Origin of the sequence: Marichromatium sp. AB32 (assembly GCF_003718675.1) — a bacterium.
Lineage (GTDB): Bacteria > Pseudomonadota > Gammaproteobacteria > Chromatiales > Chromatiaceae > Marichromatium > Marichromatium gracile.
Window position 1 is genome coordinate 1 of sequence record NZ_RHFJ01000049.1, and the last position, 21648, is coordinate 21648.

Genomic DNA, 21648 nt, shown 5'->3' on the forward strand with positions numbered 1-21648 from the left:
ATCTAGTGACGGGCCTCGAGGGTCGCAGAGTTCAGCCTCGTGCGACCGGGCTCCACGAGTCAGCGACTAGTGGATGTCCTTCCAGTACTCCTTCTTCAGGAAGTAGGCGATGAGGAAGAACACGCCGAGGAACAGCAGGACATAGAGCCCCAGACGCTGACGCTCGAGCTTCATCGGCTCCCCGGCATAGGTCAGGAAGGCGGTGATGTCGCGCACCATGGTGTCGTACTCCTCGGTGGAGAGCGTGCCCTCCTCGACCAGCTCGACACCGACCGCGATCGCCTCGCCGCCGTCATGCGACTCGGACATCACCGGCTGCTGCACACCCTGCAGGCCGCCGAGCACGTGGGGCATGCCGACCAGCGGGAAGAGCACGTTGTTGACGCCGTAAGGACGGGTGTCGTCGACGTAGAAGCTCTTCAGGTAGGTGTAGACCCAGTCGGGCGAACGCCAGCGCGTCACCAGGGTGAGGTCCGGGATCGCGGTGCCGAACCACTTCTCGCCGTCCTCGGGACGCATCGAGTTGGTCATCAGGTCGCCCGGCTTGGCATCACCGAAGATCAGGTTCTCGCGCAGCGAGATCTCGTCGATGCCCAGGTCCTCGGCCATGCGGTTGTAGCGCATGTACTGCAGCGAGTGACACCCCATGCAGTAGTTGACGAAGTACTTGGCACCGCGCTGCAGCGAGGCCTTGTCGTGCAGATCGATGTCGGCGTCTTCCAGATGCGCGCCCCCACCCGAGGCCAGCAGCGTGACCGGCGAGAGCAGCAGCAGGGTGGCGATGATCAGTTTTCTCATGAGGTCACCCTCTCAGGAACGGGCTTGGTCTTGTCCAGCGAGCTGTAGATCGGCATCAGCAGGAAGAAGGCGAAGTACAGCACCGTGAAGATCTGCGACAGCAACGTGGAGAGATCGGAGGCCGGGCGCATGCCGAGCCATGCCAGCACCACGAAGGTCACCGCGAAGATACCCAGGGCAGCCTTGAAGATCGGACCCTTGTAGCGGATCGACTTGACCGGGCTGCGGTCGAGCCAGGGCAGCAGGAACATGATCAGGATGGCGCCGAACATCACCACCACGCCGGGGAACTGCGAACCCCACATCGGCGGCACTGCGCGCAGCATCGCGTAGTAGGGGGTGAAGTACCACACCGGAGCGATGTGCGCCGGGGTCTGCAGCGGGTTGGCCGGCTGGAAGTTCGGCGCTTCCAGGAACAGCCCGCCCATGGTCGGGGCATAGAACACCACCAGCGAGAACAGCGCGAGGAAGATGGCAACGCCGACCAGATCCTTGACCGTGTAGTAGGGGTGGAAGGGGATGCCGTCGGCCGGGGCGTTCTTGTCCCAGCGGTTGCCCTTGGGGCCCTTCTTGATCTCGATGCCGTCCGGGTTGCTGGAGCCGACGTGATGCAGCGCGACGATGTGCAGGAACACCAGCGCGGCGAGCACGAAGGGCAGCAGGAAGTGGAAGGCGAAGAAGCGGTTGAGGGTGGCGTCGGAGATCACATAGTCACCACGCACCCAGACCGAGAGGTCCTCGCCGATGCCGGGCACGGCGGCGAACAGGTTGACGATGACCTGCGCGCCCCAATAGGACATCTGGCCCCAGGGCAGCAGATAACCGAAGAAGGCGGTCGCCATCATCACCAGGTAGAGCACCAGGCCGATCATCCACAGCAGCTCGCGCGGCTTGCGGTAGGACCCCCACATCAGCCCGCGGAACATGTGCAGGTAGATGAGGATGAAGAAGGCCGAGGCACCGGTGGAGTGCATGTAACGAATCAGCCAGCCCCAGTCGACATCACGCATGATGTACTCGATCGAGGCAAAGGCCTCGGTCGCGGCAGGCTTGTAGCTCATTGCCAGCCAGATGCCGGTGAGGATCTGGATCACCAGGGTGAGCAGCGCCAGCGAGCCGAAGATGGACCAGAAGCCCATGTTCTTCGGTGCATAGTACTCGGCGACGTGCGCGCGCCAGGTCTTGGCCAGCGGGAAGCGCTGGTTCAGCCAGTCGAGGTTTTCAGTCTTTTCCGCACTCATCAGGCAGCTCCTCCATCCTCACCGATCAGGATGGTGGTGTCGTTGAGGTAGGTGTGCTTGGGGATGACCAGGTTGGTCGGGGCCGGCACACCCTTGAAGACGCGTGCCGCGAGGTCGAAGCGCGAGCCGTGGCAGGGACAGTGGAAGCCACCCTTCCAGTCGGCGCCGAGATCTTCCGGGGCGAACTCGGGGCGGTAGGTCGGCGAGCAGCCGAGGTGGGTACAGATGCCGATGGCGACCAGATACTCGGGCTTGATCGAGCGGGTCGGGTTCTGGCAGTACTCGGGCTGCTGCGGCACTTCGGAGCCCGGATCGACCAGCTTGGGATCGTTGCTCGCCAGTGCCTCGAGCATCTTCGGCGTGCGGTGCACCACCCACACCGGCTTGCCGCGCCACTTGACGCGCAGCAGTGCACCGGGCTCAAGCTTGCTGACATCGGCCTCGACCGGCGCACCCGCGGCCCGGGCGCGCGCGCTCGGGTTCATGGATGAGACGAACGGGACGAGAGCGAAGCCGGCACCGACGGCACCGACCGCGCTGGTCGCAGCGACGAGTACTCGTCGCCTCAGTTTGTTCACGCCTTGCGCGCTCATAGGCTAGCTACCCCCGACTGGTGCGGAGGCTGCCGACGGCATTCAGGCAGACACCACACGCAGATTGGACGAAAGGTTTAGATGGAAGATAAGAATATGACGATTGGCTACAGAACCGACCGCGCATTTTCCTTGATCTTGACGCGACGGGTCAAGAAAAACTCGGAAAAAGCACCATTTTACCACATTAACCACACCAGGCACTCAGGCCGGGTTGGCGATCTCAATGAATTGATGGCGCAATCCGAAGTGTTCGGCGACCCGTGTACCGAGCGCCTGGACACCATAACGCTCGGTCGCATGATGTCCCGCAGCCAGGTACGAGAGCCCGAGTTCGCGAGCCAGATGGGTGGTCTGCTCCGAGATCTCTCCGCTCAGAAACAGATCGACCCCCAAGTCGGCCGCCAGTTCAATGTGGCCCTGCCCTCCGCCGCTGCACCAGGCCACGCGCTCGACCGCTCGAGCGTGCTCGCCGACCAGTAACGGCACACGCCCGAGGCGCTCGGCCACCTGCGCGGCGACGGCCTCGGGGGCCTGCGCCGCGGCCAGTCGACCGGTCCACAGCAAGCCACCACCAACGGACGCCGGCGCCGCGTCGAGGATGCCGAGTTCACGCCCCAGGGTGGCATTGTTGCCCACCTCGGGATGGGCATCGAGCGGCAGATGATAGGCGATCAGGCTCATCCCCGCCTTGAGCAGCGTCCTTGCACGTCGCCCCTTGATCCCGGTCAGGCAGGGCGGCTCGTTCTTCCAGAACCAACCGTGATGGACCAGGATGGCGTCGGCATCGAGGTCGCAGGCGGCCTCGATCAACGCTGCACTGGCGGTCACCCCGCTCACCAGGAGAGCGATCTCGCGCTCCCCCTCGGCCTGCAAACCATTGGGACAGTAGTCGGCAAAGGCCGACGCATCGAGCAACTGATCGCAGAAAGCGACCAGTTCGTGCGGCTGGCACATGACGCTTACCTCTGAGAGTCGATCCTGAGACGGCGCGCATCGGCATCATCCACGCGCAACGCGATCCCGACAGCCGGCAGGCCACCTGTCGGACGATCCTGTCACAGACTGACAGGCACGCTCGCGGGCAGGCCTCGTGGCGTCGCTGAAACGAACGCCCCGGGAACGGCAGGGACAAGGGACCCGCAAACCATAACATTCATCGGTTAGCTTCGGCGTATTTTTTGCTCTTCTACTCGCTGATCTGGCGCGTTAGCATGCCGGGGACAGGCGCCGACCGACGGCACACGAAAAGAGCATGATGATTGCTTTGATCGTCGCGGCAGCTCACAACAACATGCTGGAGACCCGGCATCGGATGCCGTGGACCGACAGCGCACTAGTCCGGTAGCGATGCACGCACAGGTTCCCCGCTCCCCCGCCGAGCACGTCGCCCCCCAGCCACGCTTCAGCGGTGGTTATCGCAAGCTCAACACCCTCACCGGTCTGGTGCTCAACGTTCTGGTGGGCACCCTGCTGCTGATCTGCACCGCACCGCTGTTCGTGCTGATCCCGATCGCCATCAAGCTCGCCGACGGCGGTCCGGTGTTCTACTCCAGCATCCGCCTCGGGCGTCACAAGCGCCCCTTCGCGATGTACAAGTTCCGCACCCTCAAGCCCGATGCCGACCGCATCATCGGCGCCACCCTGCTCGGACGCGGACAACGGCTCGAGACCCCGATCGGGCACTTCCTGCGCGAGACCCGGATCGACGAGCTGCCGCAGCTCATCAACGTCATCAAGGGCGACATGGACCTGATCGGACCACGCCCCGAGCGCCCGGAGATCTACGAGCGTCTGTGTCGCGACATCCCCGGCTACGACCTGCGCTTCCAGACCCGTCCCGGGCTGATCGGCTACGCCCAGCTGTTCACCCCGCACGGCAGCCCCAAGCGTATCCGCTCGCTGATCGACAGCTTCTACCTGATCCGCAACCAGCGCATCGGCAACGACCTGCAACTGCTGGCCTATGCGCTGTGGGCGCTCGGCCTGAGGTTCCTGCGCACCCTGCTCGCCGCGCTCGGACAACGACTGCAGCGCAAGCGCGTACGCGACGAACGGCGCCTCCGCGAACGCATCGCACCGGACAACACCCTGGTGTGGCTCGAAGACGAGGAGCACGCCTGTGCCTGCACGCTCGTCGACCTCAACGACGAGGCCGTGCTGATCCGCTGCCCGCCCGGGCACCAGCCCCCACCCCAGCTCGCGCGACTGCGACTCGAACGCCAGGCCAGTCACCCCGGCGGCAGCGCGAGAAAGCGCCGGATCGTGCGGTGCGAGGCCCAGCTGACCATGCAGCGTCCCAGCCCCGGGCTGGAGGGCTATCATGACTATGTGCTGCAGATCCGACCGGCGACACCTTTGAACGCCTTCAAGCTCCAAAAATACTTCCTGCTCTCCAGCCTCTGTTAAATTGGGTCATCGACCTCCAGTCGAGTCCGGCAGGTACCCCACTGCGGTCCACGGACAGCAGACGCACCTCTTGGAGATGGACGCATCCATGACACCCCCGCATTCACCGTTGAGCGTTGACTCCATCACCCCTGACGAACGCTCATCGTCCAGCGCAGACAGGGCGCGACCCTCGCCCCAGGACGGACCCGAGACGAACGCCCCGAACACGGAAGCACCCGGCGCACAACGGCCATCGGCCCCGGCGAGCGAGGACGGCGGGCGCGCCGCGGAGGGCCTGGACGTCCCCCGCCAGGACAGCGTCGCCGCCACCCCGACATCAACGCTGGTCGAGGAGCGCGCAGCCACGAGCACGCCGATGGCACCGGCAAGCGAGACGATCGCCCCCCCCGCGACGCCTGTCGAGTCCGCGCCCAGCCCCTCGCCCCACGTCCAGCCCGGTCGACTCTACCTGGCCACCCGCACACTGCCCCAGCCGGTCGATGACCCGCGCCCGTGGTATCTCTTCGTCGCCATCGACCAGGCCACCCGCTGGCTGTTCGTGCGCGTCACCCACGAGCTCAGCCCGGCCGCGACCCGCGCCTTTCTCAAGACACTGCTCAAGACCTGTCCGATCCTGGTGCGCGAGCTGATCACCATCACCCCGTCCGACCAGAGCGACGGCGGGGCCATGCTGCCCGACACCGAGGCGCTCGCCCAGCTGTGCGAGAGCCTCGACATCGCCCATCATCAGGAGACCGCCGAGCCGGTCAGCGCGACGACCCTGCTGCACGGCTTCGATACCCTGCTCGAGGCGCGTCTCGACGGCGCCGAGGAGAGGCTCGAGGCCCAGCCGCTCAAGCGGGCACTGCGCCAGGCGGCGCGTGACTACAACCATCATCAGCCCCAACCGATCCTCGGCGCCCACACCCCGATCGAGGCGCTCGGCAAGTGGTACGCCGAGTCCCCGGACTACTTCGTCGCCCATCAGCAGCGGCTCTCGGCCTCCACCCTCGCACACACCGAGCACACCAGGGCCGAGGACCACGACGCACCGCCGTCACGACCGCCGGACACGCCGGCCTCGAACACGCCGGCGCCGGACAACACCCAGGCACTCGACCCGCTCCAGCTTGCACGCACCCTCAACCGCAACACGGCCGCCTCGTGCCTGATCCGGCTGCGCCAGCAGCCACCGCTCGGCTCGCTGCTGGTGAGCAGCTGCAACGACGGCGCCGGCAAGACCACGGTGACGCTGCAACTGGCCTATGCCGGGGTCCAGGACATCGGCCTGCGAGTGCTGCTGGTCGACGCCAACCCCACTCACCCACACCTGGCGAGCCTGTTCGAGACCGACGAGGGCCCCGGGCTGTGCGAGTTCTGCGCCGGGCGGGCCCAGACCGACGAGGTCATCCGCCCCACCGACACCCCGGGGCTCGACCTGGTCACCCTGGGACTCCATCAGCGTGACATGCTGGTACGCCAGGACCCGCAGCGCCTGCGCGCCCGTCTCGACGCATTGCGCGGCGCCGGCGCCGAGCGCTACGATCTGCTGCTGATCGACGGACCCAGCAGCCTCGGCGAGCAGGACCTGACCATCGGCGCCACCGCCTTCGACGGCGTGATCCTGGTGATCGAGAGCGAGCGCACCCGCTGGGAGGTGATGCAGTACACCCAGGATCGGCTGCAATCGGCCGGGGCGCGGCTGCTCGGCGCGGTGCTGAACAAGCGCAAGTACTACATCCCCAGGGGGCTGTATGCCTGAGTCCAGATCCCGATCCCGGCCGACGCCGGCCTTGCCGGTCCTCGTCCTCGCGTTGCTGATGCTGCTCGTCGGTTGCGCCCAGCAGCAGACCGTACTCGAGGTCGACGAGGAGGTCGTGGTCGCGCGTCAGTCCTTCTCCTTCACCGAGGGCGAGAAGTTCGACCTGATGCCGAAGTACACCGTCTCGCCCGGCGACACCCTCGACGTGCTGTTCCAGATCCGCACCTGGCTGGAGAAGGACACCTTCAACATCTCGGTCGATCACACCGTCGCGGTCAAGTTCATCTACACCCCCGAGCTCAACGAGGAGCAGCTGGTCCGCCCCAACGGCATGATCAGCCTGCCCTACATCGGCGAGTACTATGTCGTCGGCAAGACCCCGAAGCAGGTCGAGCAGGAGCTCAAAAAGGCCTATGCCGGCATCCTCAAGGACCCCGAGATCTACGTCCAGGTGCCCGAGTTCCAGTCCGCCATCAAGGAGCTCAAGCGCGATCTGCACACCGCTCCGCGCGGACTCAGCCGTCTGGTCACGGTTCGCCCCGACGGCTATGTCACCTTCCCGATGGTCGGCGAGGTGATGGCCGCCGGGCGCACCATCGAGGCGCTCAACACCGAGCTCAATCGCGATTACGAACAGCTGATCTCCGGGCTGCACGTCGACCTCTTCCTCGAGCGACACTCAGGCTCGCTGGTCTATGTGCTCGGCGCGGTCAACGAGCCGGGCGCCTTCACCATCGTCAAGCCGATCTCGGTGGCGCAGGCGCTGGCGCTGGCCGGCAGCTACAACGATGATGCCCAGCTCGACTCGGTGATCGTCGCCCGTCATCATCAGGGCAAGGTGATCGCCACCCGTATCGATCTCAGCCGCTCCGGCGCGCTCGGCGGGCGCAAGCCGATGTTCTATCTGATGCCCGACGATCTGGTGTTCGTGCCGCGCACCCGCATCAGCGAGGCCGCGCAGATCGCCCGACAGGTGAGCGAGGCGCTGATGTTCCGTGGCTGGCACATCACCGTCGAGAGCGTCTCGATCGACGAACTCTGACCAGGACAAGCTGACGTGGAACGTCCCCACCTTCGTACCGAGAACTATCTGCGCGAACTGCTGCAGATCTATTTCGCCCAGCAGCGACTGATCCTGCTCACCACCCTGGCGGTGTTCCTCGCCGCCGCGGCGATTGCCTTCCTCGCCCCGCCGATCTACTCGGCGCAGGGCGCGATCCTGCTGCGCGCCAGCGAACTCCAGCGCAGCCCGCAGTCGCTCGAGGAGACCGAGGTCCGCTCGTTCAAGGTCAGCGAGGAGGACCTGCGCTCCGAGCGTGAGCTGCTGCGCTCGCCGGCGGTGCAGCAAGGGGCCATCGCCCGACTCAAGGAGAGCCACCCCGAACTCGGCGACACCCTCGACTGGCACCGCGTGCGCAACCGACTGCAGATCGAGCTGGTGCCCGACTCGCGGGTGATCAACGTCGAGTTCCAGCATGCCGACGCCACCGCGGCGGTAATCATCCTCGATGCCATCCTCGCCGCCTATATCGAGCGGCGCGCCGAGATCCTCTACCCCGAGGGCACGGTCGACTTCTTCGTCAACCAGGTCGAGCGCTTCCGCGATCAGATCAGCACCACCGAACAGGCGCTGATCGAGCTGGCCAACACCACCGGCACCCCCAACCCGGCCAAGGAGATCGAGCTCAACCTGCTGATCAAGCAGAACGTCGAGGAGCGCCTGCTCGATCTCGACACCCGCGCCGTGACCCTGCGCGAACAGCTCGAGCACCTCGATCGCACCCTCGCCACCGACCATCTGCGCAACTACGCCTTCATCACCAACCAGACCGTCGCCGAGATCGCCGCGCGGATCATCGACCTGCGCATCGAGCGCGGCCGCACCGCGCGCCACTACGAGCCCGACGCCCACGCGGTCGCGGCGATCGACACCCAGATCGCCACCACCATGGAGCAGCTCAAGCAGGAGGTGGCCGACTATCGCGACCAGCTCGACAGCGAGTTCGCCGCACTGCGTGAGCAACAGCTGATCCTGCAGCGCCGCCTCGCCGAGATCGAGGCGCGCAACCTCGAGCTGCAGCGCCAGGGCATCGAGAGCGACCGGCTGAGCCGCGAGGCCGAGCTGCTGCGCCAGTCCTTCGGCACCTTCTTCAAGCGTCGCGAGGAGGCCGAGATCAACGCCGGGGTCGACTCCACCCTGTCGCTGTTCTTCGTCAGCATCCTCAGCCCTGCCTTCTCCACCGGCCAACCGGTCTTCCCCAACCGCCCGGTGTTGCTGGTGATCGGGCTGCTCGCCGGCTTCGTCACCGGCTTCAGCCTGGGCTTCGTGCGCGAGTTCTTCGACCACACCTTCAAGACCGCGCGCGATGTCGAGCAGTTCTCCGGCCTGCCGCTGCTGTTCTCGATCCCGGCGGTCAACGCACCGTCTCCCGAGCCATCGCAACCGCCACCGCGCTAGCCCGCGATGGAGCCACGCCGCGCCGACTTCAGCACCACCCTGACCCGCTATCTCTCGAGCAAGATCACTCGCCAGTTGATCGGCGCCATCACCGCCTTCCTCAGACCCCGACTGCTCACCCCCGAGCTGTTCGGGGTCTGGACCCTGCTCAAGCTGGTCCCGCAATACGCCAGCTACGCCCATCTCGGCGCGCGTACCACGCTGCGCGTCTACTACCCCTGGCACCTCGCCCGGGGCGAGGGCGAACGCGCCGAGTCGCTGGTCTCCGGGGCCATCCTCACCACCCTGCTGCTCGACCTCCTGGTGGCCGGCGCGCTGATACTGATCGCACTGCGCGGCGGCCAGGGCGAGGCATTGCGTCTGGGGCTGACGGCAATGGCTGGTGTGGTGCTGCTCCAGGCCTGGCACCACACCGCCTTCGCCGCGCTCAAGGCGCGTCACCGTTTCGACCTGATCGGTCGCGCCAACTATCTCGAGTCCGCGCTGCTGCTGGCCACTACCCTGGCGCTGCTGCCCACACTCGGTTTTCCCGGGTTGCTGCTGTCGCTGCTGATCACCGAGGCTGCGGTCGGGGTGCTGCTCTGGCAGCAGGCCGGGATCGTCCCACGCTGGCCGGCGCGACCACTCCGGCTCGGCGGCGATATGATCCGGCGTGGCTGGCCGATCATGAGTCTGGAGCTGGCGATGATGCTGGTGGTCACCGCCGATCGGGTGATGGCCTGGGTGCTGCTCGGCGCCGGTGCACTCGGTCACTACGGGGTGGCGGTGATGATCGTCGGCTTCCTGCGCAACATCCCCGGCACCGCCCGCGAGATCCTCGAACCGCGGCTGATGGGCGAACTCGCCGACGCCGACCGCAACCAGTTGCTGCGCGAACATCTGCTGCGCCCGGCGCTCAACGCCGTCTTCCTGATGCCGCTGCTGATCGGCCCGGTGGCCCTCGCCACCCCGCTGGCGATCGACTGGCTGCTGCCGCGCTACCAGGCGGCGATCGTCCCCACCCAGATCCTCGCCTGCGGGATCCACTTCCTCGCCCTCGCGTTGGTGCTGCGCAGCCTGGTGGTCGCCTTCGAGCAGCAGCGTCGTGCCGCGTTGCTGGTCCCAGTGGTGCTCGTCGGCGAGGGCATGAGCGCCTGGCTGGCAGTGCGCCTGGGCTGGGGACTGCCCGGCATCGCCGGCGCCAGCGTGCTGGGGTTTGCGCTGCTGTTCATGCTGTTTCGGCGCATCCTGCGCCCACAGCTCGACCACCTCGAGCGCAGCGAGCGGCGCCAGCTCGACTGGATCTGGCCGCTGTTCGTCCTCAACGGCACGCTGATCTGGACGCTGTCGCTGCTACCCTTGGGGCATGGCCCGGTGGCGACGGCGCTGCGCATCCTCGTCCACATCGCTCTGCTGCTGCTGCTCCACCGGCTCGCGCGCACCCGGCTCGCGCTGCTCTCGCCGCTGCCCTGGCGACGGCTGTTGCGGCTCAGGCGCTGATCCACCGAACCCGAGAGGGGGCCTCATGTCACGTCTCGTTCATCGCCTGCTGCTGGCATCCGTGCTGCTCGTCCCCGCCCTGCCCCGGGCCGCGCCACCGCCCGACATGGAGCGCCTCGCCGCCGGTCCCTGGATCGCGCGCGCGCGACTTGCCGAACTGCCGACCACGGGCGCGGCCTGGGAGGCGGTGCGCGATGATGCCGAGCGTCTGGTGCCCGACCCCGACCTCTCCGATCAGAACGACCCGAGCAACGTGCGGGTCTTCGCCAAGGCGCTGGTCCACGCCCGCACCGGCGACCCGCTGATGGCCGCGGCGGTGCGCCGCGCCTGTCTCGACATCATCGGCAGCGAGCAGGGCGCCAGCTCGCTCGCGCTCGGGCGCGAGCTGATGGCCTATGTCCTCGCCGCCGATCTGGTCGGCCTCACTGCGGAGCAGGACGCGCTGTTTCGCGACTGGCTGGCGCGGGTGCGCGACGTCCCGATGTCGGAGGGGCGGACCCTGCGCCAGACCCACGAGCGTCGTCCCAATGGCTGGGGCACCTATGCCGGCGCCACCCGGCTGGCGATCGCCGTCTATCTCGACGAGCCCGAGGAGATCGCCGAGGTCGCGCGCATCTTCCGCGGCTGGCTCGGCGACCGCGCCGCCTACGCCGACTTCCGCTACGGCGACCTCGACTGGCAGGCCGATCCGCGCCGCCCGGTCGGCATCAATCCCTCGGGCGCGCAGCGCGCGGGCCACAGCATCGACGGCGCGATCGCCGAGGGGCTGAGACGCAGCGGCCCCTTCGACTGGCCGCCACCGCACGAGAACTACATCTACTCCACCCTGCAGGGCGCGCTGGCCCAGGCGGTGATCCTCGAGCGCGCCGGCTACGACGTCTTCGCCTGGCAGGACCAGGCCCTGCTGCGCGCCTTCGAGTGGCTGCACCAGCAGGCCGACTTCCCCGCCGAGGGCGACGACACCTGGCAGCCGCACCTGATCAATCATTTCTATCACCGCGACTTCCCCGCCCCGGTGCCGAGCCGCCCGGGCAAGAACATCGGCTATACCGACTGGACCCACGCCGACTGGGCGCCGAGCGACTAGCCGGGTGAGGCGGCCAACGCGGCATGGAGCCGCGCGGCGTTGTCGGACAGATCGAACTCGGCGAGCACCCGCGCGCGCCCGGCGCGTGCCAGCGCGCGCGCCTCCTCTGGATGATCGGCCACCCGCGCCAGGGCCGCGGCGATCGCGGCCGGCTCGCCCGGCGCGGCCAACAAGCCGGTGCGCCCGTGCTCGACCAGTTCGGGGATCCCCGAGAGCCGGCTGGCCACCACCGGGCGCTCGACGGCCAGCGCCTCCATCAGCGACACCGGGATGCCCTCGCGCCGCCCCCGGGCGTCCTGCACGCTGGTCAACGCCACCACGTCACAATCGCGCAGACAGGCGGTGACCTCGGGCCGGGTGAGCTGGCCGAGGAAACGGACGCGCGGGGCGATCCCCAGCGCCCGGCACTCGGCCTCCAGCTCGGCGCGCAGCCGACCATCGCCGACCAGGGTCAGGGTCCAGTCCCGCCCCTCGGCCGCAAGCTGGGCGCAGGCCCGCAGCAGATGGACATGCCCCTTGACCCGGCGCAGCGAGGCGACGCAGAGGATGTGTAGCACCCCGTCGCCGGCATCGGCGCGCGGTGGCAGCGGGGCGAAGGCGCCGGTGTCGATACCGCAGTGGATCACCCGCAGCCGCTCGGCCCAGCGCGCGCCCACCCGCGCCAGGGTGAAGTCGCGGTTGTAGCGCGAGATCATCACCGCGAAGTCGGCACGACGCAGCTTCTCGGCGAGCATGGTCTGATCGACGTGGAGATCGCTGCCGTGCGCGGTGAAGCTGTAGCGCGCCCCGGTGAGCCGGTGCGCGATCCAGGCGGCGAGCGTCGGATGGGTACAGAAGTGCGCGTGCAGCCGACCGATGCCGCGACGCTCGGCCTCGCGGGCGATATAGACCGATTTGAGGAAGATCCCGGCCGCGCCCAGGGTGAAATTGCGGCTGGGTGCGACCCGCGCGAAGGTCTCGATCAGGGTGCGCAGATAGCGCCAGGGACGGCGCAGCGCCAGCGCCAGGTTGGCGCGCAGGATCGGCCCCGAGACGAAGCGGCTGTAGACCACCTCGGCGCGCAGGTGCGCCAGCTGCGGATGGGTGGCGCGCGGGCGCTCGCGCAGCAGCGGAAAGAGGGTGATCTCGGCGCCCAGCGCCTCCAGCGCGAGCATCTCGTCGAGCACGAAGGTCTCGGTGAAGGTGGGGAAGCGCGAGACCAGATAGCCGACCCTCACCATTGGGTCACCCGCCGCCCGCGCAGGAAGTCGTACCAGCCCATCGCGATCCCGGCGTTGACGCACAGCGCCCAGGGGGCGAGCGTCAGCACCCGCGGCCAGCGCCCGGGGTCACGATCGAGCCCGAGCGCCGCGACCAGCCCGAGCGCGCCCCCGAGCCCGCCCAGCGCCGCCAGCGCCAGCACCAGCCAGCCGCCGCCGTCGCGCAGCGCCAGCGCGAGCAGCGCCGCGAGCCCCAGCACCAGCGCCAGCGGAAAGGCGCGGCGCAACACCTTGTGCGCGATCAGCGCCAGCGCATAACGACCGTGGCGTCTTACCGAGAGCGCCTGCGGACAGTGGCGCAGCGCGTTGAGCCCGCGACAGACGATGCGCCGCTGACGCGCGAACACCCGGCGCAGGGTGCGCGCCGGCGGCGGCATCAGCGCCACCGCCTCGGGCACGAAGACGAAGCGCCGCCCGGCGCCGACGGCGCACAGCCCGACGAAGAGGTCGTCGACCACGCCTGCCGGGATCGGTCGGAACAGCACGCGCCGGATCGCCAGCAGGGTGCCGTTGCTCGCGGTGATCGAGCCCAGCCGGGCCATCTCGCGCGCCTTGAGCCGGCTCTCGTGGTCCCAGTAACGCGCCTGCATCAGCCCGTCCTCACGATCGACCGCGACACGCGCGCAGGCGGCGCCGACATCGGCCTCGGCGAAGACCGCGACCATCGCCGCCAGCGCACCGGGGGCGAGTCGGGCGTCGAGATCGGAGAACAGCAGCAACTCGCCTGCACTCGCCGCGACCGCGGCGTTGAGCGCACCGTACTTACCGCGACGCGGGTTGCGGAGCACCCGGCAATCGACCCCGGGCAGGTCGGGGAGTACTGGCAGGTCGGCGACCGGACCGTCGAGCGAGAGGATCAGCTCCAGCCGACCCGGACCCCAGCGCTGACCACGCAGCGAGTCGAGCTTGGCCGCGAGCGCCGCGCCCGAGCCGTGCACCGGGACGATCAGCGACACCGTCCCCGGCAATCCGCCGCCCAGCCTCGCGCCCGGCTCACGCTCGGGCAGCAGGGTCAGCAGCGCGGGCAGCGCCAGTAGCGCAGCGATGGCTATGGCGGCAGCGACAGACAGCAGGATGACGAGCGACACCGTCACCCCGTCCCCTCGTCCGCGACGCTGAGCGCGAAGCGCAGCCACAGCTGCGACACCCCGAGCGAGAGCAGCATGTACTTCTGGAACACGTCGCTGAACATCGCCATGTAGAGCAACAGAAAGAGGAAGGCGAGCAGATAGTGCAACACCTGCGCGGCATGATAGGGATCACCGCGCGCCAGCAACAGCCGACGCGCCAGCCAGAGGTTGCGCGCCGCCACCGCCAGCAGGCCGAGAAAGCAGATCAACCCCAGCACCCCGGTGCCGACCACCACCTCGAGATAGGTGTTGTGGGCAAAGCGACGATTGGTCGCGCCCTCGCGATCGAAACGCTGCGCCCAGTCGGTCTTGGCATAGAGTTCGCGGAAGGTGCCCGGGCCGTGCCCGATCAGCGGGCGCTGCTCGAAGGCATCGCCGGCCACCACCAGATAGGAGGCACGACGGTTGATCGAGCGGTCGGTGTCCGAGGCGGTGAGCGTCGCCTGACGCTCCCAGTAACCCTGCGGCACCAGCAGCAACGCCACCAGCAACGCCATCGCCCCGCCGGCGAACAGCAACCCGAGATGACGCGGACGCAGTCCGCGCGCATTGACCACCAGCAGCGTCGCCAGCAACAGCGCCGTCACCAGCCCGCCGCTGCGCGAGAAGCTCACCACCATGGCACCGAGGTTGATCGCCAGCAGCACCAGCGCCGCCAGCCGGACCAGTGGCCGACGGCCATGGGCCAGCCAGAACACCACGAAGGGCAACACGAAGATGATCAGCATCGCCAGATTGTTGGGGTCGCTGGTCACGCCGGTGCTGCGGGTGAAGTCGTCACCCACCTCGATCGCGAACCAGGACACACCGAACAGATAGCCGATCAGCGCGAACATCGAGCCGAGCGAGACCGAAGCGACGATCACCACCGGCAGCTGTCGCACCAGCGCGTGGGCATCGAGAAAGACCAGTACCAGGGCGAAGAAGGCCATCGCCACCAGGGTCAGCACCACCTGCTGACCGGCCTCCAGCGGATAGGCCGACCACAGCGTGGAGAACAGACTGACGGCGAGAAACAGCCCCCACCAGGGCCACAGATTGGAGCGCAGCAGGCCGACGGCCTGCTGCTCGCGAAGCAATCGCAACGCCAGCACCACGAGCAACACCAGCGCCAGCACCCAGTGGATCTTGACGTCCGCGAGCGGACCGCCGAGTTGGCGGAAGTTACCGAAGGGGATCAGGAAGACGATCGCGTAGAGCCCCCAGCTCGGCGCGCGCCCGAGCAGCACCAGGGCGCCGAGGGCGACCCCCGGGAGCAGCGCAAGCGCAGGCCAGGGGGTCCACAGCGGCAGCAGGGTCGCGACCACCATCAGCACGATGAAACCGCCCCACAGCGGGTTGGCGGCGGCTCTGCTCGATCGTCTCATCTCACCCTGCCCGTGGCGTTCGCCCAGACCCGCCGCCCGGCAAGGCCGGAGTCATGGTCGGTCACGCCCTGATGTATGCTGCAACCAGTTTGTCGTGGATGTCCTCGCATGACCGATCTCGAACTCGAGCTGCACCGACTGGTCCATGTTCGGCTGCAGCAGCTTTCCACAAGCCATGTCGCCGTGGTGCGCAAGCGGCTCGGCCACTTCCGGGTCGAGCCCACCGGGGGTGCGCCCGACGTCCTCTGCGCGCCGCTGCCGGAGAGCGCAGCCATGCTGCGCGAACTCACCCCGCGGGTCGCCCCTCAACAGGTCTCCACGGTCTGGTTCGAGGGGCGGCGCGTCCTACTCTACAGCCATCGCGGCCATCCCGACCTGATCCTCGACCCGGGCACCCCGGTGCGCCTCCTGGTCTCGCGCCGCGCCGGGGCCATCAAGCGCTTCTACAACGCGCTGCTGTTCGCCATCCATCTTAGCGCGACCCGGCGCGGCGGGCTGCTGCTCCATGCCGCGGCGTTGCGCGATCCGCACGGTCGCACCGCACTCGTGCTCGGCCCCAGACGCAGCCGCAAGACCCACCTGACACTGGAGCTGCTCGATCGCGGCTGGGACTATCTCGCCGATGACAAGCTGCTGCTGCACCAGGGACGGGCGCACCTGTTCGAACACCGCTTGGTCATCCGCCGCCATCATCTCAGCGCCCTGCCCTGGCTGGCGGAACGGCTGGACGGCCCCGACGCACCGCGAACGATCCGCTCGCAGCCGCTGCGGCGGCTGCTCGACCGGCTGCAGCACGTCGCCTCGCGAACGATCAGCGAAAAGCTGCAACCGCTGCTGCAACCCTTGATCAACCCCGCCTTCCCCCAGGACCTGACCAGACACCTGCCAAGCGCGCGGATCCTCTCCAGCGCCCGGCCCGACGCGCTCTTCGTGCTGGCCCCCGGGGAGCGGCAGGACTGCGCACCGCTCGCAGCGACGCGCCTGCTGCGCCAGCTGGTCGCCATCGAGCGGCTCTATCTGGGGGGCATGGGGCCGCTCGAGGCGATGAGCGACTACGCACATCCCGACCCGGACAGCGCCGATCTGACCACGCTGCTCGAGCGCAACCTCGCGGGTGTCCCCGGATTCGGTCTCGCGGTCGCGGAGCAGGCAAGTACGGCTGAACTCGCCGACCGACTGGCCCGCCGACTCGCCGACCTCGAACCGGAGACCACCACGCCATGTCCGGCCTGACGCTGCGCATCGACCCGGCGCAGCGGCTGCACCGACTCACACCCCGAGAGTCGGTGCTCGCCGCTCCCGGCGCGTTACTCGAGCTCGACCCGACGGCGAGCGAGCCGACGCGCAGCTGGGAGGATCATCGCACACGGGTATTGCTCGACGGCTGGATCGAGGGCTGCGACCACGCACCGCCACGACGCCTGGTCGAGGCACTGCTCGACGAGGACTGGGCGGCGGCCGGCGCAACGTTGGAGACGCTCGACGGCGACTTCGTGCTGCTGATCCACGACAAGGCGAGCGAGCGCTGGCTGATCGTCAACGACCTGCTGGCACGCCGCCCGCTCTATCTGCTCGAGCGCCCCGGCGCCATCCTCGTCAGCCGAGACATCGCCCGCGCCGTCGCCGCCGACCCCGATCGCACCACCGACCCGCTGGGCGCCGCCGAGATGCTGCTGTTCGGTCACGGTCTGGGCGAGCGCACGCCGTGGCGCGCCATCGCCCTGCTCGCCCCGGCGACGCTGCTGCGGATCGACGCCGGGGCCAACACCGAGCGCCGCACCCTGGCGCGACTCAGCGTCGAGACGCCGCACAGCGACGCGAGCCTGAACCAACAGGCCGCGGTACTCGCCGATCACTTCATCACCGCCTGTGAGCGACTGAGCAGACGCGCCGACACGCCGGTGCTGGCGCTCAGCGGCGGGCTCGACTCGCGCACGGTGGCCGCCGGTCTCGCCGCCACCGGCACCCCCTTCAGCTGCGCGAGCATGGCGCGCGCCGGCTGGTATGCCGCGAGCGAACAACGGCTCGCCGCGACGGTCGCGCAACACCTCGATCGCCCCTGGCACTGCTTCGAGGTACCGCCCAGCACCGGCGCCGACTATCTGCGACTGTTGCAGATCAAGCAGGGACTCAACGACCTCGATCTCGCCTTCCACCTGCCCTTCTTCGATCACCTCCGCGCGCGCTACGGCAGCACGATGAGCTATGTCACCGGCGACGGCGGCGACAAGCTGCTGCCCGACCTCGGCGCCGGGCTGGCGCTGCGCGACGCGCGCGCGGCCTGTGACTACATCGTGGCGCGCCGCGGACGCTTCACCCTCGATCAGTGCGCCGCCCTGACGGGACTGGAGCGTGCGGACCTGGAGCGCGCCCTGCGCGCGCACTTCGCCGCCTATCCAGAGGACGAGGGCAACGCCCTCCATGCCCGCTTCCTCATCCACGAGCGCGCCCGGCGCTGGCTGTTCGAGGGCGAGGACCGCAACCGTCACTGGTTCCCCAGCCTCACTCCCTTCTACTCACTGCCCTTCCTGCGCGCCGCCCTCGCCGCGCCGCGCGCGCTCAAGCGCGACTACCGGCTCTATCGCGCCCTGCTCGAACGGCTCGACCCGACGCTGGCCGCTCTACCCCGCGCCGGGGTCCCGGGGGCGCTGGGCTCGCCACGTTTTCTCATCCATCACCGCCTCGAGACGCTGGCCAAGGCGCACCCGCGACCGGCGCGCAGGCTCCAGCAGCTGATCCGACGCCGACGCGGCCTCGACCCGAGGGCACCGCTCATCGGGCTGCTGCGCCATCAGCTCGAACACTGCCCCGAGCTCGACCCGGGCGCCTGGCGGCCGCTCCTCGACACCGCCGACCAGCGCCCCCGAGCACAATTGCTCGCCCTGCTCAACCTCGCCACCCAGCTCGACCCGGCGCGCGGCGCGACCGGGCTCGCCGCCTGGCGCGACCAACCCCTGCCCTGACCCGATGCCCGAGATCCTCGCCGAACACCCGCTGATCAGCGTCTACCTGCCGACCCGCAACCGCGCCGCGCTGCTGATGCGCGCGATCGACTCGGTACTCGCCCAGGACTATCCGCACCTGGAGCTGATCGTGGTCGACGACGCCTCGACCGATGACACCGCGGCGCGGATCGCGGCGCACCCGGCACGCGCGCGGCTGCGCTATCTGCGCCAGCCCGAGCCGGGCGGGGCCTGCGCCGCGCGCAATCGCGCCATCGCCGATGCGCGCGGCGCGCTGATCACCGGGCTCGACGACGACGACGCCTTCCTCCCAGGGCGGTTGAGCGGGCTGCTGGCACGCTTCGCCGAAGGGCAGTGGTCGTGCGTGAGCAGCTCCGTCCGCGAGCGCACCCCACGGGGCGACATCACCCGCCGGGTCGATGTCGGGCGGATCGACCTCGAGGCGATGCTCCATTACAACCGGCTGGGCAATCAGATCCTCACCCGCACCGCGTGGCTGCGCGAGATCGGCGGCTTCGACCCGGCGCTGCCGGCACTGCAGGACTACGACACCTGGGTACGACTGGTGACGGCGCGCGGCGCCGCCTACCGCTTGCGCGAGGCGAGCTATGTGCAGTTCAAGGACCACGAGCTGGCACGCATCTCCGGGGATCGTACCCGGGTGCTCGAGGGACTGGGACGCTTCGTCGCCAAGCATCGCGACCAGCTCGCCCCGCGCCACCTCGACTCGCTCGAGATCCTGCGTCGCCGCCTCGCCGGCGAGACGCTACCGCCGGGCGACTTCCTCCGCCTGGTCAACCGCGGCAACCTCAAGGGCGCGCTGCCGCTGCTGATCAACACCACCCCGACACTCGCCGCACTCAAGCGACTCCTGGCGCTGCGCTACCGCGCGCGCTGATTCGGGCAGACAAAAAAAAGCCCGGCGCGGGGCCGGGCTGCAAACGTCTCATAGTGAGAGAGACGAGGAGGACTCTGTAGGACCATTGGGGTCCGGCATGGTGTTTTTTTCGCCGGACCTCGTCCGAATTCAGTGGATGAAGAGTCCGCCATTGACCGGCAGATTGGCGCCGGTGACATAGGCGGTCTCGTCGCTCGCGAGGAAGGCGACCGCGGCGGCGATCTCTTCGGGCTGCGCCATGCGGCGCATCGGGATACCGGAGATGATACTCTCGCGGACCTCGTCCTTCATTGCCAGGGTCATGGCAGTCTCGACATAACCGGGCGAAACCGTGTTCACGGTCACACCCTTGGCGGCCCCTTCCTGAGCCAGCGCCATGGTGAAGCCATGCATGCCGGCCTTGGCCGCCGAGTAGTTGGTCTGACCGAACTGACCCTTTTGGCCATTCACCGACGAGATGTTGATGATACGCCCGAAACCGCGCTCGAGCATGCCTTCCCAGAGCGGCTTGGTGACATTGAAGACGCTCTTGAGGTTGATGTCGAGGACGGCGTTCCAGTGCTCCGGCTCCATCCGCTTGAAGGTCTTGTCGCGGGTGATGCCGGCGCAATTGACGAGGATGTCGACCGGACCATGACGCTCGGCGATCGCTGCGGCCATCCGTGCGCAGTCCTCGGGATCGGCCACGTCGGCGGCGATGGTGTCGAACTCCAACCCCTCGGCGGCGCGCTCGCGCTTCCAGGTCTCGGCGACCTCGGTCTCGGCGGGATGGTGGTTGGCGATCACCACGCAGCCATCGGCGGCGAGGCGCTTGCAGATGGCGGTCCCGATACCGCCGATACCACCGGTGACGAGCGCAATACGAGACATATCTGTTTCCTCCTCAGGTCTTGTCGTCGTTCGGGTCCGCCCCGTCTCGGGGCGGACCCGCATCCTTCATCCACAACGCCCCGGCACTCCGGCCGGGGTCATTGTCAATGGCGGTCCGGTACTGGACCGCGCGGTCTGCGGACGTCAGCTCGCGGCCACGCCCTTGCGCACGTCGGCGCCGATCTCGGCCATGTTCTTCTCGAGCCAGGTGCGATACTCCTCGCGGGTCTCGCCGAGCACCTGCATGGTGGCCTTGCTCTCGTCCATCATACGCTCGGTCAACGCCTTGGTCGCCTCGACCTGGCCCTTGAAGAACTCATTGTACCCCTTCGACTCGGTGGCAAGCGTCATCAGCCGCATCGAGTGGTCCATGTAGAGGTTCAGCGCGTCCATCTGACGGCTGGCGAGCTTCTCGAAGATACTGACGTTGAGTTCACCGAGGCTGGTCATGCGATCCATGCCCTTGGTGGTCATGTCGTTGAAGGTCTTGAAGGTTTCGTTCGTGCTCATGGGTCATCTCCGAAGGTTTGTGCGTTGCAGCATTTGTTGCAGTGCACAATAGACCCCGTACACGGAAGCGTCAATGAAGATTTTTTTAATCTTCAGCATTGACGAAATTCAATCTTCGGGGATGGCGCGACACCGACGCCGCGCTGAGGCACGCCCGTGGACCGGGCGCGATCGGCAAGGCAGGCGGATCAGTCGCTGTCGTCGGGGGGCTTGGGCTTGTCGCGATCACGACCGAGATCGAAGCCGGCGCTCCGCATGAACTCGCGCTGCAGCTCGCCCCACAGCTCGACGTTCTGCTGCGCCATGCGGGTCATGGTGTCGAGCGGGGTATCGGCCCACGACTGGGTCAGCTCCTGCTGCTGCCTGGCGAACACGTCCAGCGCGCCCTCGAGATAGCGCGCAAAGGTGCCCTGCAGGGTGCCGCCATAGAAGCGGATGATCTGCGCCAGCATGTTGGCGCTGAACAGCGGCTCGCCGCCGCTCTCCTCCTCGAGCATGATCTGCAACAGGATCGCCCGGGTGATGTCGGTATCGTTGGCGGTGTCGAACACCTTGAAGGGGACGCCGCCCATCACCAGGGCACGGACGTCGGCCAGGGTGATGTAACGACTGATCTCGGTGTCGTAGAGGCGCCGGTTGGGGTACTTCTTGATGATGCGCGATTTGTCCATTGACACCTGTCGCCGGTTCGGCGATCTGCGATTGGCTGGAGACTGAGGCGGCCGAACCGCTCCGGGTCATCGGAATGGTCGCCGGCGATGTCGGCGACCGGTGTTGCGCACACAGTTTACCCTAGTCATCGACGACTGGCTGCCACTGCGCCCTCGCTCGCCCCGGGCGGC

At 68.0% G+C, this 21648-nt stretch carries 19 protein-coding genes; 9 read left to right on the forward strand and 10 right to left on the reverse strand.

What is annotated here, in order from left to right; genetic code table 11:
- Positions 1-66: 66 nt before the first annotated feature.
- The 4 genes from EBL85_RS13160 to EBL85_RS13175 all read right to left on the reverse strand — a co-directional run bounded on the left by EBL85_RS13160 (position 67) and on the right by EBL85_RS13175 (position 3589).
- Complete coding sequence (locus tag EBL85_RS13160; RefSeq protein WP_123139571.1) at positions 67-798, reverse strand: cytochrome c1; 732 nt, start codon at positions 796-798, stop codon at positions 67-69.
- Positions 795-2039, reverse strand: a complete 1245-nt coding sequence (locus tag EBL85_RS13165; RefSeq protein ID WP_123139572.1) for a cytochrome b N-terminal domain-containing protein — start codon at positions 2037-2039, stop codon at positions 795-797. Before EBL85_RS13165 ends, EBL85_RS13160 begins: the two co-directional genes overlap by 4 nt.
- A complete protein-coding gene (petA, locus tag EBL85_RS13170; protein WP_123139573.1) occupies positions 2039-2632 on the reverse strand; it encodes a ubiquinol-cytochrome c reductase iron-sulfur subunit in 594 nt (197 codons plus the stop codon). Before petA ends, EBL85_RS13165 begins: the two co-directional genes overlap by 1 nt.
- 204 nt (positions 2633-2836) lie before the next feature.
- Positions 2837-3589 carry a Nif3-like dinuclear metal center hexameric protein gene (locus EBL85_RS13175; protein ID WP_123139574.1) on the reverse strand — a complete coding sequence of 251 codons (753 nt, stop codon included), beginning with the start codon at positions 3587-3589 and terminating at the stop codon, positions 2837-2839.
- A gap of 393 nt (positions 3590-3982) precedes the next feature.
- Here EBL85_RS13175 and EBL85_RS13180 point away from each other — a divergent pair, with 393 nt between their 5' ends.
- The 6 genes from EBL85_RS13180 (at position 3983) to EBL85_RS13205 (ending at position 11809) form a co-directional block, all read left to right on the forward strand.
- Entirely contained in the window at positions 3983-5041 is a 1059-nt protein-coding gene (locus EBL85_RS13180) for a sugar transferase (RefSeq protein WP_123143145.1), read from the forward strand.
- 358 nt (positions 5042-5399) lie between these two features.
- Positions 5400-6785: a P-loop NTPase gene (locus EBL85_RS13185; protein WP_190288086.1), complete on the forward strand. Its 1386-nt coding sequence runs from the start codon at positions 5400-5402 to the stop codon at positions 6783-6785.
- A gap of 31 nt (positions 6786-6816) precedes the next feature.
- Entirely contained in the window at positions 6817-7827 is a 1011-nt protein-coding gene (locus tag EBL85_RS13190; RefSeq protein WP_223806148.1) for a polysaccharide biosynthesis/export family protein, read from the forward strand.
- Positions 7828-7842: 15 nt separating this feature from the next.
- Positions 7843-9243, forward strand: a complete 1401-nt coding sequence (locus tag EBL85_RS13195; protein WP_123143148.1) for a Wzz/FepE/Etk N-terminal domain-containing protein — start codon at positions 7843-7845, stop codon at positions 9241-9243.
- A gap of 6 nt (positions 9244-9249) precedes the next feature.
- A complete protein-coding gene (locus EBL85_RS13200) occupies positions 9250-10722 on the forward strand; it encodes a lipopolysaccharide biosynthesis protein (RefSeq protein WP_123143149.1) in 1473 nt (490 codons plus the stop codon).
- Between the two features lie 25 nt (positions 10723-10747).
- A complete protein-coding gene (locus tag EBL85_RS13205) occupies positions 10748-11809 on the forward strand; it encodes an alginate lyase family protein (protein ID WP_123143150.1) in 1062 nt (353 codons plus the stop codon).
- Here the strand turns inward: EBL85_RS13205 and EBL85_RS13210 are convergent.
- The 3 genes from EBL85_RS13210 to EBL85_RS13220 are packed head-to-tail and all read right to left on the reverse strand — an operon-like array spanning position 11806 to position 15565.
- Positions 11806-13029 carry a glycosyltransferase gene (locus EBL85_RS13210; RefSeq protein WP_123143151.1) on the reverse strand — a complete coding sequence of 408 codons (1224 nt, stop codon included), beginning with the start codon at positions 13027-13029 and terminating at the stop codon, positions 11806-11808. The two genes, EBL85_RS13205 and EBL85_RS13210, sit on opposite strands and share 4 nt — an antisense overlap.
- A complete protein-coding gene (locus EBL85_RS13215) occupies positions 13023-14162 on the reverse strand; it encodes a glycosyltransferase (RefSeq protein WP_190288087.1) in 1140 nt (379 codons plus the stop codon). The genes EBL85_RS13210 and EBL85_RS13215 overlap by 7 nt, the downstream gene beginning before the upstream one ends.
- On the reverse strand, positions 14159-15565 hold the full coding sequence (locus EBL85_RS13220) for an O-antigen ligase (RefSeq protein ID WP_123143153.1): 1407 nt from the start codon (positions 15563-15565) through the stop codon (positions 14159-14161). Before EBL85_RS13220 ends, EBL85_RS13215 begins: the two co-directional genes overlap by 4 nt.
- Positions 15566-15673: 108 nt before the next feature.
- Between EBL85_RS13220 and EBL85_RS13225 the strand changes: the two genes are divergently transcribed.
- From EBL85_RS13225 to EBL85_RS13235, 3 genes are read left to right on the forward strand one after another with little or no spacing between them, the layout of a single operon-like run.
- Complete coding sequence (locus EBL85_RS13225) at positions 15674-16798, forward strand: hypothetical protein (protein ID WP_123143154.1); 1125 nt, start codon at positions 15674-15676, stop codon at positions 16796-16798.
- On the forward strand, positions 16786-18528 hold the full coding sequence (locus EBL85_RS13230; protein ID WP_123143155.1) for an asparagine synthase-related protein: 1743 nt from the start codon (positions 16786-16788) through the stop codon (positions 18526-18528). The genes EBL85_RS13225 and EBL85_RS13230 overlap by 13 nt, the downstream gene beginning before the upstream one ends.
- Before the next feature lie 4 nt (positions 18529-18532).
- A complete protein-coding gene (locus EBL85_RS13235; RefSeq protein ID WP_123143156.1) occupies positions 18533-19426 on the forward strand; it encodes a glycosyltransferase in 894 nt (297 codons plus the stop codon).
- Between the two features lie 129 nt (positions 19427-19555).
- On the opposite strand, the gene phbB is transcribed toward EBL85_RS13235, so the two are convergent.
- The 3 genes from phbB to phaR form a co-directional block, all read right to left on the reverse strand.
- A complete protein-coding gene (gene phbB / locus EBL85_RS13240; protein ID WP_123139587.1) occupies positions 19556-20296 on the reverse strand; it encodes an acetoacetyl-CoA reductase in 741 nt (246 codons plus the stop codon).
- A 144-nt stretch (positions 20297-20440) separates the two neighbouring features.
- Positions 20441-20806, reverse strand: a complete 366-nt coding sequence (locus tag EBL85_RS13245; RefSeq protein ID WP_123139588.1) for a phasin family protein — start codon at positions 20804-20806, stop codon at positions 20441-20443.
- 188 nt (positions 20807-20994) lie between these two features.
- Positions 20995-21477 (reverse strand): polyhydroxyalkanoate synthesis repressor PhaR, encoded by a 483-nt coding sequence (phaR, locus tag EBL85_RS13250; protein WP_062273069.1) that lies wholly within the window; start codon positions 21475-21477, stop codon positions 20995-20997.
- Between the last annotated feature and the right edge of the window lie 171 nt (positions 21478-21648).

Coding starts and splice junctions, on each gene's coding strand:
- EBL85_RS13160 (WP_123139571.1), bottom strand. CDS start 798: ATGAGAAAACTGATCATCGCCACCCTGCTGCTGCTCTCGCCGGTCACG.
- EBL85_RS13165 (WP_123139572.1), bottom strand. CDS start 2,039: ATGAGTGCGGAAAAGACTGAAAACCTCGACTGGCTGAACCAGCGCTTC.
- petA (WP_123139573.1), bottom strand. CDS start 2,632: ATGAGCGCGCAAGGCGTGAACAAACTGAGGCGACGAGTACTCGTCGCT.
- EBL85_RS13175 (WP_123139574.1), bottom strand. CDS start 3,589: ATGTGCCAGCCGCACGAACTGGTCGCTTTCTGCGATCAGTTGCTCGAT.
- EBL85_RS13180 (WP_123143145.1), top strand. CDS start 3,983: ATGCACGCACAGGTTCCCCGCTCCCCCGCCGAGCACGTCGCCCCCCAG.
- EBL85_RS13185 (WP_190288086.1), top strand. CDS start 5,400: ATGGCACCGGCAAGCGAGACGATCGCCCCCCCCGCGACGCCTGTCGAG.
- EBL85_RS13200 (WP_123143149.1), top strand. CDS start 9,250: ATGGAGCCACGCCGCGCCGACTTCAGCACCACCCTGACCCGCTATCTC.
- EBL85_RS13205 (WP_123143150.1), top strand. CDS start 10,748: ATGTCACGTCTCGTTCATCGCCTGCTGCTGGCATCCGTGCTGCTCGTC.
- EBL85_RS13210 (WP_123143151.1), bottom strand. CDS start 13,029: ATGGTGAGGGTCGGCTATCTGGTCTCGCGCTTCCCCACCTTCACCGAG.
- EBL85_RS13220 (WP_123143153.1), bottom strand. CDS start 15,565: ATGAGACGATCGAGCAGAGCCGCCGCCAACCCGCTGTGGGGCGGTTTC.
- EBL85_RS13225 (WP_123143154.1), top strand. CDS start 15,674: ATGACCGATCTCGAACTCGAGCTGCACCGACTGGTCCATGTTCGGCTG.
- EBL85_RS13230 (WP_123143155.1), top strand. CDS start 16,786: ATGTCCGGCCTGACGCTGCGCATCGACCCGGCGCAGCGGCTGCACCGA.
- EBL85_RS13235 (WP_123143156.1), top strand. CDS start 18,533: ATGCCCGAGATCCTCGCCGAACACCCGCTGATCAGCGTCTACCTGCCG.
- phbB (WP_123139587.1), bottom strand. CDS start 20,296: ATGTCTCGTATTGCGCTCGTCACCGGTGGTATCGGCGGTATCGGGACC.
- EBL85_RS13245 (WP_123139588.1), bottom strand. CDS start 20,806: ATGAGCACGAACGAAACCTTCAAGACCTTCAACGACATGACCACCAAG.
- phaR (WP_062273069.1), bottom strand. CDS start 21,477: ATGGACAAATCGCGCATCATCAAGAAGTACCCCAACCGGCGCCTCTAC.